Annotated in this window: 15 protein-coding genes; 12 read left to right on the top strand and 3 right to left on the bottom strand. The window is 43.7% G+C overall.

The features are described from left to right. Position 1: 1 nt before the first annotated feature. The 3 genes from KSZ58_RS13980 to KSZ58_RS13970 all read left to right on the top strand — a co-directional run bounded on the left by KSZ58_RS13980 (position 2) and on the right by KSZ58_RS13970 (position 3,436). Positions 2-736 carry a nitroreductase family protein gene (locus KSZ58_RS13980; protein ID WP_224720939.1) on the top strand — a complete coding sequence of 245 codons (735 nt, stop codon included), beginning with the start codon at positions 2-4 and terminating at the stop codon, positions 734-736. Positions 737-1,277: 541 nt separating this feature from the next. Further along, entirely contained in the window at positions 1,278-2,657 is a 1,380-nt protein-coding gene (locus KSZ58_RS13975; RefSeq protein WP_224727365.1) for a hypothetical protein, read from the top strand. A gap of 11 nt (positions 2,658-2,668) precedes the next feature. Next, a complete protein-coding gene (locus tag KSZ58_RS13970; protein WP_008818094.1) occupies positions 2,669-3,436 on the top strand; it encodes an ABC transporter ATP-binding protein in 768 nt (255 codons plus the stop codon). Between the two features lie 83 nt (positions 3,437-3,519). Here the strand turns inward: KSZ58_RS13970 and KSZ58_RS13965 are convergent, their stop codons facing one another. Continuing rightward, positions 3,520-3,999: an HAD family hydrolase gene (locus tag KSZ58_RS13965; protein WP_021420175.1), complete on the bottom strand. Its 480-nt coding sequence runs from the start codon at positions 3,997-3,999 to the stop codon at positions 3,520-3,522. Between the two features lie 232 nt (positions 4,000-4,231). Here KSZ58_RS13965 and KSZ58_RS13960 point away from each other — a divergent pair, with 232 nt between their 5' ends. From KSZ58_RS13960 to ispE, 6 genes are all read left to right on the top strand, one after another. Further along, on the top strand, positions 4,232-5,821 hold the full coding sequence (locus KSZ58_RS13960; RefSeq protein WP_008818096.1) for an ABC-F family ATP-binding cassette domain-containing protein: 1,590 nt from the start codon (positions 4,232-4,234) through the stop codon (positions 5,819-5,821). 375 nt (positions 5,822-6,196) lie between these two features. Further along, the gene (locus KSZ58_RS13955) at positions 6,197-7,015 is read left to right on the top strand and encodes a 3D domain-containing protein (RefSeq protein ID WP_002606796.1); all 819 of its coding nucleotides are present in this window, start codon (positions 6,197-6,199) and stop codon (positions 7,013-7,015) included. A 117-nt stretch (positions 7,016-7,132) separates the two neighbouring features. Continuing rightward, positions 7,133-7,678 (top strand): ribonuclease M5, encoded by a 546-nt coding sequence (gene rnmV, locus KSZ58_RS13950; protein ID WP_008818097.1) that lies wholly within the window; start codon positions 7,133-7,135, stop codon positions 7,676-7,678. After that, a complete protein-coding gene (locus KSZ58_RS13945; RefSeq protein WP_009270126.1) occupies positions 7,671-8,261 on the top strand; it encodes a hypothetical protein in 591 nt (196 codons plus the stop codon). The genes rnmV and KSZ58_RS13945 overlap by 8 nt, the downstream gene beginning before the upstream one ends. A 13-nt stretch (positions 8,262-8,274) precedes the next feature. Then, positions 8,275-9,150, top strand: coding sequence for a 16S rRNA (adenine(1518)-N(6)/adenine(1519)-N(6))-dimethyltransferase RsmA (gene rsmA / locus KSZ58_RS13940; protein ID WP_009270127.1), 876 nt, complete (start codon positions 8,275-8,277; stop codon positions 9,148-9,150). After that, positions 9,122-9,961: a 4-(cytidine 5'-diphospho)-2-C-methyl-D-erythritol kinase gene (ispE, locus tag KSZ58_RS13935; protein WP_009270128.1), complete on the top strand. Its 840-nt coding sequence runs from the start codon at positions 9,122-9,124 to the stop codon at positions 9,959-9,961. Before rsmA ends, ispE begins: the two co-directional genes overlap by 29 nt. A 168-nt stretch (positions 9,962-10,129) precedes the next feature. On the opposite strand, the gene KSZ58_RS13930 is transcribed toward ispE, so the two are convergent. Continuing rightward, a complete protein-coding gene (locus KSZ58_RS13930; RefSeq protein WP_009270129.1) occupies positions 10,130-10,960 on the bottom strand; it encodes a glycosyltransferase in 831 nt (276 codons plus the stop codon). Positions 10,961-11,112: 152 nt separating this feature from the next. On the opposite strand from KSZ58_RS13930, the gene KSZ58_RS13925 reads away from it, so the two are divergent. Beyond that, positions 11,113-11,802 (top strand): response regulator transcription factor, encoded by a 690-nt coding sequence (locus KSZ58_RS13925; protein ID WP_008818102.1) that lies wholly within the window; start codon positions 11,113-11,115, stop codon positions 11,800-11,802. Beyond that, the gene (locus KSZ58_RS13920; RefSeq protein WP_008818103.1) at positions 11,795-13,138 is read left to right on the top strand and encodes a HAMP domain-containing sensor histidine kinase; all 1,344 of its coding nucleotides are present in this window, start codon (positions 11,795-11,797) and stop codon (positions 13,136-13,138) included. Before KSZ58_RS13925 ends, KSZ58_RS13920 begins: the two co-directional genes overlap by 8 nt. Positions 13,139-13,356: 218 nt before the next feature. Here the strand turns inward: KSZ58_RS13920 and KSZ58_RS13915 are convergent, their stop codons facing one another. After that, positions 13,357-14,133 (bottom strand): Cof-type HAD-IIB family hydrolase, encoded by a 777-nt coding sequence (locus tag KSZ58_RS13915; RefSeq protein WP_002606806.1) that lies wholly within the window; start codon positions 14,131-14,133, stop codon positions 13,357-13,359. A 277-nt stretch (positions 14,134-14,410) separates the two neighbouring features. On the opposite strand from KSZ58_RS13915, the gene glmU reads away from it, so the two are divergent. Continuing rightward, a complete protein-coding gene (gene glmU / locus KSZ58_RS13910; protein ID WP_008818105.1) occupies positions 14,411-15,766 on the top strand; it encodes a bifunctional UDP-N-acetylglucosamine diphosphorylase/glucosamine-1-phosphate N-acetyltransferase GlmU in 1,356 nt (451 codons plus the stop codon). Positions 15,767-15,774 lie beyond the last annotated feature (8 nt).

Raw genomic sequence — 15,774 nt, 5'->3', positions numbered from 1 at the left:
TATGTATAAAAGACATTCCCGAAGAAGCTATCTGCGAGAGAAATTGCGGGATGAGGATGCAGCCTTTTTAAAGGAACGCATTCATATGTATAACCAGAAGCACGGATTGCATATGAAGCTGGTATGCGGACATCCGGAAATCTTTAAGGGATTTCGCAACAGCTACGGCATGTTTCACAATGTTGAGAATTTCATTATGATGATGGGCAATTCCCGTGATGTATATATGCAGGAGAAGCTGGGATATTTCGGTGAACGACTGATTCTGGAGGCGGTAGAGCGCAATATGGGAACCTGCTGGGTTGGCGGTACCTTTGCGAAAGATGCTTTAAAGCCCTATGTAAAGGAAGATGAGAAGCTGTACTGCGTTATCGCGATCGGCTATACCGCACATAAGAAAACCTTAAAGGAACAGCTGATTTCGCATGCAACACGGCACAGAGGAAAAACCGTGGAGGAAATGTCAGATATCACAGCGCACAGTCCGGATTGGATGAAAAACGGAATGGAGGCAGTGCAGCTGGCACCCTCAGCACTTTTTAAACAGCCGGTGCGCTTCCGTCAGGAAAAGGATCGTGCTTATGCTGAGGTTGCCCATACGGATTCCTTTGAAATGGTGGATTTGGGAATCGCCATGCTGCACTTTGAAATCGGTGCACAAAAAGGTACCTGGACATGGGGAAATCCTGCTGTCTATGAGAAAATAAATGAAAATTCAGAGGCTTATTTGCCTTAGGATATAATAGAAGTAGCTTTTTATGAAATTTTATAATATTTATGAAAAGGAAGATGTGGCAGCCTTAGCCTTATATCATCTTCCCTTTTATTCATTCGCTTCAATTTACTACGGTTAAGCATTTGTCTGTGACATCAGAATCTCTTTATCAGACACCTTTTTCTTTTAAACAGCTTAATCATTTATATGTTACTGTGTTAGAACTAAAAACCGCTGCACCGCTTTTTATAACAGGAAATACACGCAGCGAGAAAACTTGACTGTATTGGGTGGAGGTATCTTCGTTTGCACAGCTGCATCAAAGGGGAGTGAGAGCCCTTGTTTTTCAGGCAGGGTGTATGGGATGCATTTACTTTTGAAGATGGATATCTCATTTTCTTTCACCGATAATCTGCTGTCGTTGTCATAGCTTGTCATATAAATGCCATGTCTGTGGAAAATTCTGAATCCAGTTGCTGCTGCATGCATAAAATTAAAGGAAAGGTAGGACATCATCCTCTTTGAGTCTTGCAAAGCAAACTTTTCTGTGTTAACGTTTACAATGGCTAGATGTTTAAAACTATGGAGGAGAGTATATGGAATTACTTCGTTTTTCTTATACAAGCCTGCAGATGCGTTCTTTTTCGCATTCTCGATGTTCTCCGCTTCCCTTGTGATTACGATGTTTTTCGCAATCATCGCAAATCCCTATTACGGAAGTGAGTCATTGCGTGATGCCTCTGCAATGTCACAGGGTGGAATGTCGCTTGTTGCTTCCTTTGATGGAGGCATCGGATCCGGAATCTTTACGATGATGCTGTCTTTGTTTATGATTTTCATCTGCATACTGACAGTCTTTTTTTCAAACAAATTTTTTCTGATGTCAAAAACACATGATATTGGTGTAATGATGATCAGCGGTAGCAGTATTATTCGAATAGCCAAGTTCCTGATTGTGCAAAATTTTATGATCATGGGAATTGCAGCACCGCTGGGAGCTCTTGCCGGCTGCTGTGTGTTTCCGCTGGTGAATCATGTCATCTATCTGTCGATGAATATACAGGCACCTGTATTCACCTTTTCTTCCGCAGCCCTTGGATATTGCATCGCTACCCTTGTGATTGTTTCCGTATGGCTGGTTATTGTCGATGCAGGCTTTGTCTATCGCATGGATTCCATGAATGAACTGCTGCGTGCCAGACGGTCGATGAATCCGATTGGAAAACAGAAGCAGGTATTTATGAAAATCGTATATGTATGTGTGTATGCGTTGACCATATATCTGCTGTTCTCGATTGATTATCATTATATGAATGCCATTTTTCTGATATATCTTGGTGTAGCCATCGTATTCGGCGCAGGGAATGTATTTCGTTATATACTTCCGGATGTATTAACCCTGATGAAAAAACGGATGTTTGCAGAAAATCGCCATTTTCTGATATCTTTGGGAAATCTGCGCTACAGCATGGTCAACGGAAATCTTCTGGTTACGATTATTTTATTGTCGACAGCGGTATTATTTCTATATCTGTGTAAATTTTATAACGACACGGCAACTTTTATGGTTGTTATGATCGCCTTTCTCGTATCGATGCTTCAAATCAGTATCTGTCTTGTTTATAAGCTGTCTGCCGACGGATTGAGTAAGTGTCAGGTCTTTCGCAATATGACGGCAATCGGGTATTTGAAAACGGATATCCGAAAAATTATCAAGCAGGAAATCGTCGGCTTTTACGGCATCATTCTGTTGTTATCTCTGCCGCCTTTACTGGTCATAACTTCATTGTTTGCGGCAGGAGGGGATGTGGCGTGGAGCTTTGTATTACAGCTGCACGGCTTGTATATCGGCTTTTTGCTGGTGGCAGCTGTGGTGATGTATCGCATTTATATGAAACTGATTTTCCGTCAGGATCTGATGGAAGCATATATGGAGGAATAGGAGAGCAGAATATGAATACTATATTGGAAGCTAAGAATATAACGAAGATTTATAATCGTCATACAAAAAATGAATTTGAAGCATTGCGCGGCATTTCACTGGAAGTGCACGAAGGAGATTTTATATGTATCATGGGACCCAGCGGTTCCGGGAAGTCCACGCTGATCAACAACCTTTCCACAATTGATACGCCGACAAAGGGAAAGGTGAAGATCAATGGCATTGATGTCTACAGTATGCTGGAATCTCAAACGGGAAAATTCCGGTATGAAAATCTAGGATTTATCTTTCAGTCCTTTAATTTGATGGATACTCTGACGCTGAAGGAAAATATCGCATTGCCTCTTACCCTGTCAAACATGTCGAAGGAGGAAATCGGAATACGTGTGCAGCAAACCGCAGAGAGGCTGGAGCTAGTGGATGTACTGGATAAATATCCGGTGGAATGCTCCGGAGGACAGTGTCAGCGATGTGCTGTCGCAAGAGCCCTGATTAACAAGCCCAAGCTGATTGTGGCAGATGAACCAACCGGCAGTCTGGATTCCAAAAATTCACATACACTGCTCACAATCCTAAAGGAGCTGAATGAGCGTGAGAAGGTCACAATCCTTATGGTGACTCATGATGCCATGATTGCGAGCTATTCCAGGCGGCTGCTGTATCTGCGGGATGGCTGTATCGAAGAGGATCTGGAGCGTGCGGATATGGATCAGAAAGAATACTTTTATAAAATTGTTCAAATCAACAGTAAGGAATCTATGGAGCTGCTGTTTTCGTAAAGCTCTCATCAGTCAACTGAAAATATCATATAAAAATGTTTCTATACGCAGTTCATCTGCATATGGAAACATTTTATATTTTCTTAGAATGCGGCATACGATTCCTTTTTTATAAGAGAGGATGCTCTTAGAAAACTCGAAATACCGTTACAGTCACTGCGGACGCATACCGCATCTGCATGGAGCATTACTTCCTTTTTCGCATGTTCCATGGCAATACCAAGACACACGTCCTTTAGCATGGGAATATCTGTTCTGATATCGCCAAAGCATAGATAATCGTGTCCGGGAAGCCTCCACAGCTTCATCAGCTGGTGAATGCCTGTGGCTTTTGTCACGCCTGCCGGAATTAAATCCGTATTGCGATGGCCGGAATAGGTAATTGCGACATCCAACAGCTTCTCAAAATAGGGCTCATAGTGAAAGCCTTTTTCCTGCAGTCTGTGTACTGCATCTATATTTGCAGGTGGAATCTGTCCATGCACCTGATTAAAGCAGGTGTTGCCGATATCAAAGAAAGCGGCTCTGAAATAGGCTAGGTGCCTGCCATATTTCATTTTCATACCTATTGTATAGTAGAAATTGTATATTAAAAAATACAGTTTATTATCAAATACTGTGAGCCCTCAAATGTAGATGGTGAATGAAAATCTGACCCTTTGGGATAGAAAATGTATGGTATTGGGAGGGGAAAGACCCTCTTATATATAAGGAAGCGTAGATTCCCGTATGTTTTCTGCACATTTGACGGTTTGTATGATATAATGCATAATTGTTAACACCGGAGGTAGAAAAATGATAGAAACGCAAAATGTCAGTGTACGTTTTGGATCACGAACACTGTATGATAATGTAAACTTAAAATTCACAGATGGTAACTGTTATGGCCTGATCGGGGCAAACGGTGCCGGGAAATCCACATTCCTGAGAGTACTCAGCGGTGAGCTGAAGCCGGATACCGGCTCTGTCATCATCAAGCCGAATGAAACAGTATTTACTCTGAAGCAGGATCACTTTGCTTTTGATGAGTACACGGTACTGGAAACGGTACTGATGGGAAATACAAAGCTGTATGAAGTAAAACGGGAAAAGGATGAAATTTACTGCAAGGAGGATTTCAGTGAAGCAGACGGTATCCGTGCCGGTGAGCTGGAAGCGGCCTTTGCGGATATGGATGGCTGGAATGCGGAAAGTAACGCGGCAACGCTGTTAAACGGCCTGGGAATTTCAGTGGATCTGCATGATGTATTGATGAAGGAGCTGTCCGGTAGTGATAAGGTAAAGGTGCTGCTGGCACAGGCGTTGTTTGGAAAGCCGAATACGCTGCTGCTGGATGAGCCTACCAACCATCTGGATATCAAGGCATGCTCCTGGCTCGAGCATTTCCTGATGAATTATGAGAACACGGTCATCGTAGTCAGTCATGACCGTCACTTTTTAAACAAGGTATGTACACATATTGCCGATGTGGATTATGGCAAGATTAAGCTGTTTGCGGGAAATTATGATTTCTGGTATGAATCCAGCCAGCTGATCAGCCGTCAGCTGAAGGATGCCAACAGCAAAAAGGAAGAGAAAATCAAAGAGCTGGAAGACTTTATTGCCCGCTTCTCTGCCAATGCTTCCAAATCCAGACAGGCGACATCACGAAAGAAAATTCTGGATAAGATAACACTGGATGATTTACAGCCATCTACTCGAAAATATCCGTTTATTGAATTTAAACCGGAGAGGGAGAGTGGTCGTTCTATATTGTATATTGAGGATGTAGAGAAACAGGTCGAAGATTGCAGACTGACAAATATCTCCTTTAACATGATGAAGGGAGATAAGGTGGCGCTGATTGGCAATCCACTGAAAACCACTCTGCTGTTAAAGCTGATTGCACAGGAGCTGACACCGGATGCCGGAAGCATTCAGCTTGGACAGACCATCAAGGTTTCCTACATACCGGATGATAACAGCGCGTATTTTGAAGGTACGCAGAGTATCTGTGAGTGGCTGAGCCAGTATACGGATATCGATGATATGTCCTTTATCCGCGGTTTCCTTGGAAGAATGCTGTTTAGCGGAGAAGAACCGCTGAAGCCTGTCAATGTGTTATCCGGTGGAGAGAAGGCGCGCTGTATGCTGTCCAAGACGATGCTGGAGGCGGGAAATCTGCTGTTGATGGATGATCCGATCAACCATCTGGATCTGGAATCCATTCAGACATTGAATAATGCTCTGATAAAATATCCGGGAGAACTGATTTTTGTAAGTCATGACCATCAATTCATTCAGACAATCGCAAATCGTATCATAGAAATCAGAGATGACGGTATCATTGACCGCCGAACAACGTATGATGACTATCTGGAAAAGGAATACGGAATCGAAGAATAGAAATAAAATTGCCCGAAAATAGGGCTTTTTTTCGTATTTTCTTCACAAGTGGAGAAAACGGTGCGATAAAGCGATAAACAGGGGAGCGACAGCGGTTTCAGAAAACTGAAACAAATGAAAAAACAAATATCATTTGTGAACAGATACCGAATTATCACAAATAAATTTTCACATAAAAATCAGATATCTGACATAATATAGTTCATAGATACCTTTATTTAAAGGGTCTGGCATAAATGCCTCTGCAAATTCATATGTATAAAATACAATGTAGAGGGGAAAATAAACATAAATGCATGTTAAAAAACAAAAATATTGGACAAGTCAAAAAAAGTATGCTAGACTAGTGTCTGTTTCGTAAAAGGAGGAACATCAATGAACTCAAAACGAATAAAATTCGCTTTATTCATCTGTGTTTTCGCTTTATATGGATGTGCTTCCAGTGCCTCTGTACCGCAGAAGTCACTGAACACTGTGAATAACAAACATACGGTATCTCAGGATACCCTTCATACAAACAGTCTGATTCAGACAAAGGATACCAGCATGGCCGCCATGGCTTTTCATGCCTATGGTCCTATGCAAAAAAGTGGCTCCATGTTTCGCAGCATGAGGGATGAGCATGGTGTGCTGCTGATGAAATCCGATGTCGAAGGCTATGCGAAAAAAATGAAAGAAAAGGTTGTAAAGGAACGGAAGCGTCAAGTGCAGCTGGAGAAAAAAAGAAAAGAACAGGAACGCCTGAAAAGGATGGAAAAGGAGTCCTCACAGGCATTCAGTCCGAAAATCACAACCTACGGCGTTGACTGCTATGGATGTGGCGGCGAAAGCGGCCGCGGCGGTACTTCCCTAGGTGTGGCACTGGATTTAACCCTTGGTGTACAGATGCCGGATGGCTCATGGCAGCCGGGTATCCGGTATGGTAATTATTATATCGTTGCCGCAGACCCAAGCATTCCGCTTTGCTCGATACTGAAAATCAGTGATCACGGTCTGAGTGGAAGTGGTATTACACCGGATCAGCCCTACTATGCCATTGTACTGGACCGAGGCGGGGCTATTCAGGGAAATCATATCGACCTGTATATCGGCAGTGAGAACTCCGGTGCTATCGTACCGGTGAAAAACACACAGGCAAAGGCGCAGATCATCCGTGAGGGTGGTAAAAACGGAGCCAGAAGCTGTGCATTATAATCATCAGGACATGGAAGCTGGTTTTCTGTGTCCTTTTGCTTTTACAAAAAGCTAAGCTGGTATTCTCTATATTTAAAATGATATAATTATGGTACTATAGTAATTAAGGAAAGGCTGATGCTTGTGAAGATGAAAGAAATCCTTGTGGTTGAGGGAAAAAACGACACAAATGTACTGAAAAGCTTTCTGGACTGTGATACCATAGAAACAAACGGTACGCATTTGGGGAAAGAAATCCTGCGACAGATCAGACTTGCTCAGAAAACGCGCGGTGTGATTATATTTACCGATCCGGATTTTCCCGGAGAAAAAATACGTTCCTGCATCAATGCGGCAGTACCCGGCTGTAAAAATGCCTTCATTGATAAGGCAAAGGCCAAAACAAGCAAAAAGGTTGGTGTGGAGCATGCCTGCAAGGAAGATATTCTGGAGGCATTAACGCATCTGATGACCTTTGATGAACATCTGCAGGTTACACTGAGCTATGAGGAATATCTGGATCTGGGACTAAACGGCAGAGAGGACAGTGCCGAAAAGAGAGCGCAGATTGCCCGCTCCCTGCATCTGGGAAAACCGAATGCCAAAACACTTTTCAAGCGTCTGAATATGCTGCAGCTGCATAAAACAGATGTGGAAAAGCTGCTTGGACAGCCATATGAATGAGCTTGTTAAGGTAACGTTTGCCCTGCGTCCCAAGGAACAACTGGAAGGCTGGGTATCTGAAATCCTGCAGGAGGGATGGGAATTGTCCTCCTTTCGCTATGTCATGCTTGGCTCTTTGATGAATTTTCGTTTTGTAGAGGGAAAACGACGGCATGTGCGGGTTTGCTTCTATGATGTGAAATACGATGCAGATGAAAGCATCTTTCTGGCCGAGGGATGGAACGTGCTTTGCCGAAACGGTCTGAGCGTTATTTTCTATCATGAAAATCTTGATCAGCCGCTGCCGCTTCTGGATATGAAGCTGTATACGAAGCGAAGAATCTTCAAAATGACATGCAATTTGCTGTATCTGTTTTCATTGCTGTATTGTGTGCGAGTGGAGGAGGAGGCATTGAGGAAGCCGCTTCTTTTCGTCTTTACCCTTCTATTGTTTGCGCTGCCGCTGTTGTTTGATGTCAAAAGCACGACAAAATACAGTAATCTGATTCGAATTATAAAAAACCTGTTGTATGCAGTGCTTTTGACAGGTATTGTATATCTGCTGATAGAATTGCTGGTATCCACCTTCTATCTGCTGTTTTAGAAAGGATAAGCTTATGAAGAAACCCATTGCGACACCTTCCAGAACAAAGGAAATTCTGGAAACACATGGAATGTTTGCGAAAAAAAATTACGGACAGAATTTTCTGATTGAATCCGGAATTGTCGATAAAATTGCACGACATGCAGTCCTGTCGGATCACTGCGTGGTATTTGAAATAGGACCCGGTATCGGTGCATTGACACAGTATCTGTGTGAGTATGCAAAAAAGGTTGTATCCTTTGAAATTGATGAGCGGCTTCCTGATGTTCTGGCAGACACACTGCAGGAATATGACAATTTTGAGCTGGTCATGTCTGATTTTTTAGAAATCGATTTGAAAGAATGGTGCAGAACGTACAGGGAAGAGGGCTATGATGTCGTCATTGCTGCCAATCTGCCATACTATATCACGACTCCGATTCTGTTTAAAATCTTTGAATCCAAAGCGGACGTTGCGGCAATCACCGTCATGATGCAGAAGGAGGTCGCAGACCGCTTCGCTGCTGAAGTAAATACCAAGGATTACAATGCGTTAAGTATTATCACACAGTATCGCTGTGAGGTAACCCCGGTGATGAAGGTGCCGAAAAACGTTTTCCTGCCAAAGCCGAATGTGGACAGCGCAGTCTTGCAGTTCCGTTTCAGGGATACACCGCAGAATATCGAGGAAGAAAGTTTTTTTCCATTGGTCAAGGCTTGCTTTCGCCAGAGAAGAAAGACCATACTGAACAATTACGGGGAATTTTGTCAGGATAAGCAGCAGGCGCGTGCAGAGCTTGAGAAAAGCGGTATAGACTGCACAAGACGGGCAGAAAGCGTCACACTTGCGGAATTTATCAACTTATATGAGGTACATAGAAATGAAAGTAAAAGCACATGCGAAAATTAACATCTGCCTGAATGTCGTATGCAGGCGGGATGACGGGTATCATGAGCTGGAAATGATTATGGTTCCTCTGATGCTCCATGATGAGCTTACCATAACACTGTCCAGTGAGGACTGCTATACGTGTAGTGATGCACAGCTGCGGATGGATGAAACGAATACAATCGTTCAGGCGGTGGAGCTGATGCGAAGGACCTTTTCCCTATCGGAATGCTTCCATGTGCATGTGGAGAAGCGTATCCCCGCACAGGCAGGACTTGCCGGAGGAAGTGCAGATGCCGCTGCAGTCATGCGCGGAATCCGTGATTTGCTGAAGCTGGATATCTCACTGGAGGAGCTGGCACAGCTGGGAAAGCAGGTTGGCGCAGATGTACCGTTCTGCATCATGGAAACCTGTGCTCTGGTAAAGGGGATTGGCGAAAGGATAACACCGTTCGCCATGCCTTGCGATTTTCATATTCTTCTGGTGAAGCCAGCGATGGGCGTACCTACCGGGAAAGCTTTTTCTATGCTTGATTTTGAGAAATGCGACCATCCGAACTGCAATGAGGTTATCCATGCATTACAGCAGGGCGACCTTGCGCAGCTTTCAAGTGTCATATCCAATTCCCTGGAATACAGTGCCTTTCAGCTGGTTCCGGAAATTGCGGACATCAAACACCAGCTGCAGAGTATGGGGTTTGAAGCGGTGCTGATGAGTGGCAGCGGAAGTACGGTATTTGCAATTACAAGGAAGAAGGAACTTCTGCGGCAAGCAGAGAAGCGGTTCCATAACAAAACGTATTTTGTATGCTGCACAGCAATCAAGCAGTAAATGGAGGTTAAGGCTATAGACAAACAGGGGATATCTCTTCTTTGATGTCTGCCTTAGTGCTGGCTTCATAAAGAAAAAACGGCATAGGATTACCGGTTTCGGTTTATCTGTGCCATTTTCATATTATCCGTATGAAAGCCTTCATAGATCCCCACAGGATTCAAAATGCTACAGCTTGGATATATCCGGCTTTTGAATGGGTGGATTCGGCAGCGTGCTTTCTCTGATATCCGTAAGCAGAAGCTGTTCATGCCGAAAGAAATATGGGTGATGCCGAAAACGGGTGAACAGGAAGAGCAGGCTTATGAAAAGTCCTGTATAAAGCAGGACGGCATACAACAAATCCAGAAACATCATAAACAATAGGAAACAGGGAACACCGGTAAGTAATATAAAGACGCCCATTCCGATATAGGTGAGAACACAATTTCCATATGTTATCATAAGAGAATACAACCGATCCTGCCAGGTGATCAGACTGCGCTCCAGCTCCGTATAAGGAAGCCATACAGTCCCGGTATCATCCTGCAGCAGTATTTTGCGAAATGCAGAGATATCCTCAGTCTGTAAAGCCTCACCGACACATTCCCTGCGCAGAAGCTTAAAAAAGGGCTGCTTTCGCATATGTCTGTTACCGGTAATGAGGTCGCCGCCGCAGCATTGCGTCCTGCCACAGAGGGTTCGGTACAGCTCCGGTATGAGATAGGCGGGATGACGGGTGTCGGTGAGCATAAGAAAGTCACCGTTTGACAGCTGTGCTCCCAGAAATATAGCAGACACCGGCGTAACACGGTGATTCAGTGATACGTAATGGCATGCATAATCCTGCTGTGACAGCAAGCGCAGAATAGCGGAGCTTCCGTCTCTGGACGCATTGTCAATAAAAAGAAGCTCATAGCTGACCGGCAGCTTCTTTACTTCCCGCAGGACATCCGTATACACTCTGCGTAATGCTCCCGCATTATTATGACAGGGTATAATGACACTGATCTTATCCACACCATCACTCCTTTATAAACATTATGGCATACTATTGTGATAAATCCAGTTTTGAAATCTTAAAAAGTCTTAACACTGATTTAATGAACATTAGGTAGTAGGAGCCTGTATTTTGATATATAATGAAAGAGAAAAGAAATGAGGTGTGGACGATGGGAAGCAGAATACTCATTGTGGATGATAATCAGGAAATTCGTGAGGTAGTAACTGTTCTTCTGGAGAACGAGGGCTATGAGGTGGAGGAAGCCGGTGATGGAGAAGCAGCAGTAGCTAAAGCAGAGGATATGGACTTAATCATTCTGGATGTTATGATGCCGAAAATGGATGGCTTTAAGGCATGCCGTCAGATTCGTGAGGTCACGAATGCGCCGATTCTGTTTTTGACTGCAAAGACCATGGACCAGGACAAAGCGCTTGGATTTTCCAGCGGCGGAGATGATTATTTGGCGAAGCCGTTTTCCTATAATGAACTCATTGCCCGTGTGAAAGCACTTCTGCGCAGATATTGCATTTACAAGGGGAAGGAGGAGCCGCAGGAGGGCGATCAGATTATCATGCATGATCTGATCATCAGCCGAAACAGCAATCAGGTGAAAAAGAAGGAGGAAGCTGTAAATCTGACAGAAATGGAGTATCAGATTTTGTTACTGCTGGCGGACCATCCGAAAAAAATTTTCTCCAATCAGGAGCTGTATGAAGCTATCTGGAAGGGGCCGTATATGTATTCCGCAAATAATACCATCATGGTGCATATCCGAAATCTGCGCAAAAAGCTGGGAGTGGATCCGCAGAATCCGGTGTATATAAAAACCGTCTGGGGAAAGGGGTACCGTTTTGATTAAGAAAAAAAGCCCTGTCGGAACAAGAAAAAAGCATATCTCCAAGCTAAGCCTGAAATTTATCGGTATCGTTATACTGGCGGCAGTTGTTTCCGCATCACTGTTCGGGTTTTTATTTTTTAACCGGTATCGTATGTTTCATCTGGCTGTCGGTGAAGAGGCAGTAAAGAAGGAAACGAGTGAACAGATTCAGACCCTGCAGGATACGATAACGAAAAAGGATATTTCGAAAAAGAATAAAAAAGCCATCAAACGGGAAATGAGAAAATACAAGGATCTCACGCTGTATCTGTATGATGATGAGGATACGCTGAGTGAAACATCATTCAGTACGATGGAGGATCAGGCATATGTGGGTACCATGTCCTTCTGGCTGAATCTGTATGAGCCGGACGATCAGGAATATACGCTGAAATTTCATGATGGTGAAGCCTATCTTGTTGTCTATTCCTTTATCGGTCTTTCCTTCATGATTCGGTTTCTCATTGTGGCGGCAGTTGCTTCAATCCTGCTGTTCATTGTAGTGATTATGCAGTTCGTACACCGCAAAATGAAATATGTCCTCAGTATCGAAGAGGAAATGCAGCTGATTGAAGCCGGTGATTTTCACCATACGATCATTTACAAGGGAAATGATGAATTGACGGATCTTGCCCGGCAGCTGAATCATCTGCGCAATGCATTGTATGATAATATGCTGAAGGAAGAAGAAGCACGCAATGCCAATCAGGAGCTTGTTACAGCCATGTCACATGATCTTCGTACACCGCTCACCTCTCTGCTTGGATATCTGGATATTCTTCAAATGAAAATCTATAAGAGTGATGCAGCGAGGGATGACTATATTCGAAAAAGCCGGCAGAAGGCCGAACAGATCAAGGATATGTCAGATAAGCTGTTTAATCATTTCCTTGTGTATTCCCGTGATGAGGAGCTGCAGCTGCATCCCATAGAGGAGCAGGCGGTACTGAATATGCTGGAGTTCTATTGCGAGGAGCTGCGTGAACAGAAATTCGAGATATTGACAAAATTTGAAAGGGGCAGCTGGAAAATCATGGGGGAGGAAGCCATGCTGATGCGTGTGTTTGATAATGTATTTTCCAATATCCGAAAATATGGGGATAAACACATTGTGACTGTTTCTTTACAGGTGGAGAAGGGGAATGTGCTGATTCGGTTAAAAAATCGTAAGAAAAAGGACGCATCCCGGGAGGAAAGCACCCAGATTGGTCTGAAAAGCGTTAATAAGATCATGAAAGGGATGAATGGCAGCTTTTTATATGAAAATGATGATACGGAATTTGTTGTAGAGCTGTTCTTTCCTTGCCGTCAGGAATAGCACTGCTATATTCGTGTTAGACATGTAAAAAGAATAGTTCTGCATTTCTGCAGCATATATGTAACAAGGCATCTGTTGTCTGTCCTGCACAAACACAGCTGCTTTTTTATGATTAGTTCTGCATTAAACGGTAAATTGACCTTCTAACGGAAAAAGGATGAAATGCGGAAGGGAGTAAAAAAACAGCCTGGATAACCAAGCTGTCATAATGCAGGGGATTATAAATCCAGCAGCCTCATCTGCCGCAATGCATGATATATGCCATCCTCGGATACATCCCTTGTGATGATGTCGGCAGCGCGCTTCGCTTCCTCATGGGCATTTCCCATTGCGACTCCGATTCGTGCATGCTGCAGCATTTCCACATCGTTCAAACTATCTCCAAAGGCTAGATAGTCCTGCATCTGAAAATGATCAAGAATAAAGCGGATACCGATCGCCTTGCTAAAGCCCTTCAGCACAACATCTGCATAGGTCGACTGCCCGATCATAACATCAACGCTGGGTATCGCCATATATTCCTCATAGGCATATCCCATAGGACCATAGGCAATCATCATAATGACATCACTGCCGTCATATGCTTCCACATCCGGTATGGATTCCTTAAAGAATTCTGCAGAGGTAATCACGTATGCATTCGGCTTGCGGGTAAGAATCTGCTTCTTTCCCATAATCAGCAGCGGAGCCTCCTGCGTTTCCGCAGCCTGAATGCAGGCCTCGACGCTTTCTCTTGGAATCGGTGTCATATGCAGAAGGCTTTTGTCGTGATTGTAAATAGCCTGTCCGTTATTGCAGAGAAAGATGTCCCAGTCAATCAGCTCATCAAAGTGACCGTCTGTTACAGATTGCAGAGATCGTCCGGTAGAAATGCATAGAATATGGCCGGCCTTCTTCAGCTTCTGCAATGCGGCTCTGGTGGATGCAGGAACAATATGCGTGGTACTATCCACCAAAGTACCGTCTATATCGAAAAACAGAATCTGTCTGTTCATAAGGTAACCTCCCATCAACACGGTTATGATAGCACAACTATTCACATATTGTAATCATTTCCGGCATATTTCATTATTCCGGTGTCCGAAATCCAATTTGCATGATGGTAAAGTATACGGGAGCATGCTGTTTCCTCCATTCTTTGCTGTGATTGTATGCTTTTTCCTTAATTCACGGTGAAACCTTACAATTCGTCCATAAAACGTATAGGAAATAGGCACTTAGCCTTTTTTTTACTGTCACTTTTTGATAAAATAGTAACGGAGGTATGTTTTTATGAAATCTGCTATTGTTTTAGCTGCCGGAAAAGGCACAAGAATGAAGTCAGCTTTGAACAAAGTGATGCATCCCGTCTTAAACAAACCGATGATTGGACATATTGTTGATACCCTGAAAGCAAGCGGAGTGGAACGCATTGTTGTTGTGGTTGGACATGGTGCTGAAAGTGTAAAGGAATATCTGCAGGATTCTGTAGAGTATGCTATTCAACAGCCTCAGTTAGGAACCGGACACGCTGTCATGCAGGCAAGTGTTCTGGAAGGTCTGGATGGAGATACCATTGTTGTTAACGGTGATGGCCCCTGCATTCAGAAGGAAACGATTCAAAAAGTATTTGAAAGCAACCGTGATGCCGCTTGTACCGTACTGACGAGTGTGCTGCCGGATGGAGAACGCTACGGCAGAATTATTCGAAATGCACAGGGCATGGTCGAGAAGATTGTTGAAGCAAAGGATTGCAGTGAAGAAGAATTGGAAGTAAAAGAGATCAACACCGGAATTTTCTGTTTCAATAACAAGGCACTGTTTGAAGGTCTGAAGGAAATCACCAACAGCAATGCACAGCAGGAATACTACCTGACAGATCTTGTGGAAATTTTTAATAAAAAAGATCTGTGTGTCAATGCTATGATTGTGGATGATCCAAAGGAAGCCATGGGTGTCAATGACCGTGTGGATTTAGCGAAAGCAAATGCATGGATGAAGCGTCATGTAAATGAAGCACACATGCGTGCAGGGGTAACGATTATCGATCCGGATAACACATACATTGATGTGGATGCTGTGATTGGTGAGGATACGGTCATTTATCCCAACGTACACATTCAGGGGAAAACTGTCATTGGTAAGAATACTGTGATTTTACCGAACTCGTTCCTGCGCAATGCTGTAATCGGTGATGATGTAACGATTGACAGCAGCAAGATCGTTGAAAGCAGTGTTGGAAACCGTTCCACGGTGGGGCCGATGTCTCATTTAAGAAACAATACAGAAATCTGCGAAGACTGCCGTATTGGGAACTTTGTGGAATTTAAAAACTCTCACTTTGGTGATGGCTCCAAATGCGCCCACCTGACATATATCGGAGATTCCGACTTTGGTAAGAAAATCAATGTCGGCTGCGGTGTGGTTACAGTCAATTATGACGGCAAGCACAAATTCCGCACAACGGTACATGACGGTGCGTTTATCGGAAGTAATTGTAACCTGATTGCGCCTGTGACCATCGGTGAGAATGCTCTGCTTGCGGCAGGCTCTACGATCACGGATTCTGTAGATGACGGTGATATGGGGATTGCCAGAGCACGACAGTCCATTAAAAAGGGATTCGGAACAACTTACAAGAACAAATAGGAAAGGAA

The sequence above is a fragment of the Erysipelatoclostridium sp. DFI.2.3 genome (assembly GCF_019132535.1).
Classification (GTDB): domain Bacteria; phylum Bacillota_I; class Bacilli_A; order Erysipelotrichales; family Erysipelotrichaceae; genus Clostridium_AQ; species Clostridium_AQ innocuum.
The sequence above is the reverse complement of the archived record's forward strand: the minus strand, read 5'-3'. Positions and strand labels throughout refer to the sequence as shown.

What these genes read in the sequence shown, in the direction of transcription:
- KSZ58_RS13980 (WP_224720939.1), top strand. Translation starts at nt 2, where the DNA reads ATGTATAAAAGACATTCCCGAAGAAGCTATCTGCGAGAGAAATTGCGG.
- KSZ58_RS13975 (WP_224727365.1), top strand. Translation starts at nt 1,278, where the DNA reads ATGGCTAGATGTTTAAAACTATGGAGGAGAGTATATGGAATTACTTCG.
- KSZ58_RS13970 (WP_008818094.1), top strand. Translation starts at nt 2,669, where the DNA reads ATGAATACTATATTGGAAGCTAAGAATATAACGAAGATTTATAATCGT.
- KSZ58_RS13965 (WP_021420175.1), bottom strand. Translation starts at nt 3,999, where the DNA reads ATGAAAATGAAATATGGCAGGCACCTAGCCTATTTCAGAGCCGCTTTC.
- KSZ58_RS13960 (WP_008818096.1), top strand. Translation starts at nt 4,232, where the DNA reads ATGATAGAAACGCAAAATGTCAGTGTACGTTTTGGATCACGAACACTG.
- KSZ58_RS13955 (WP_002606796.1), top strand. Translation starts at nt 6,197, where the DNA reads ATGAACTCAAAACGAATAAAATTCGCTTTATTCATCTGTGTTTTCGCT.
- rnmV (WP_008818097.1), top strand. Translation starts at nt 7,133, where the DNA reads ATGCTTGTGAAGATGAAAGAAATCCTTGTGGTTGAGGGAAAAAACGAC.
- KSZ58_RS13945 (WP_009270126.1), top strand. Translation starts at nt 7,671, where the DNA reads ATGAATGAGCTTGTTAAGGTAACGTTTGCCCTGCGTCCCAAGGAACAA.
- rsmA (WP_009270127.1), top strand. Translation starts at nt 8,275, where the DNA reads ATGAAGAAACCCATTGCGACACCTTCCAGAACAAAGGAAATTCTGGAA.
- ispE (WP_009270128.1), top strand. Translation starts at nt 9,122, where the DNA reads ATGAAAGTAAAAGCACATGCGAAAATTAACATCTGCCTGAATGTCGTA.
- KSZ58_RS13925 (WP_008818102.1), top strand. Translation starts at nt 11,113, where the DNA reads ATGGGAAGCAGAATACTCATTGTGGATGATAATCAGGAAATTCGTGAG.
- KSZ58_RS13915 (WP_002606806.1), bottom strand. Translation starts at nt 14,133, where the DNA reads ATGAACAGACAGATTCTGTTTTTCGATATAGACGGTACTTTGGTGGAT.
- glmU (WP_008818105.1), top strand. Translation starts at nt 14,411, where the DNA reads ATGAAATCTGCTATTGTTTTAGCTGCCGGAAAAGGCACAAGAATGAAG.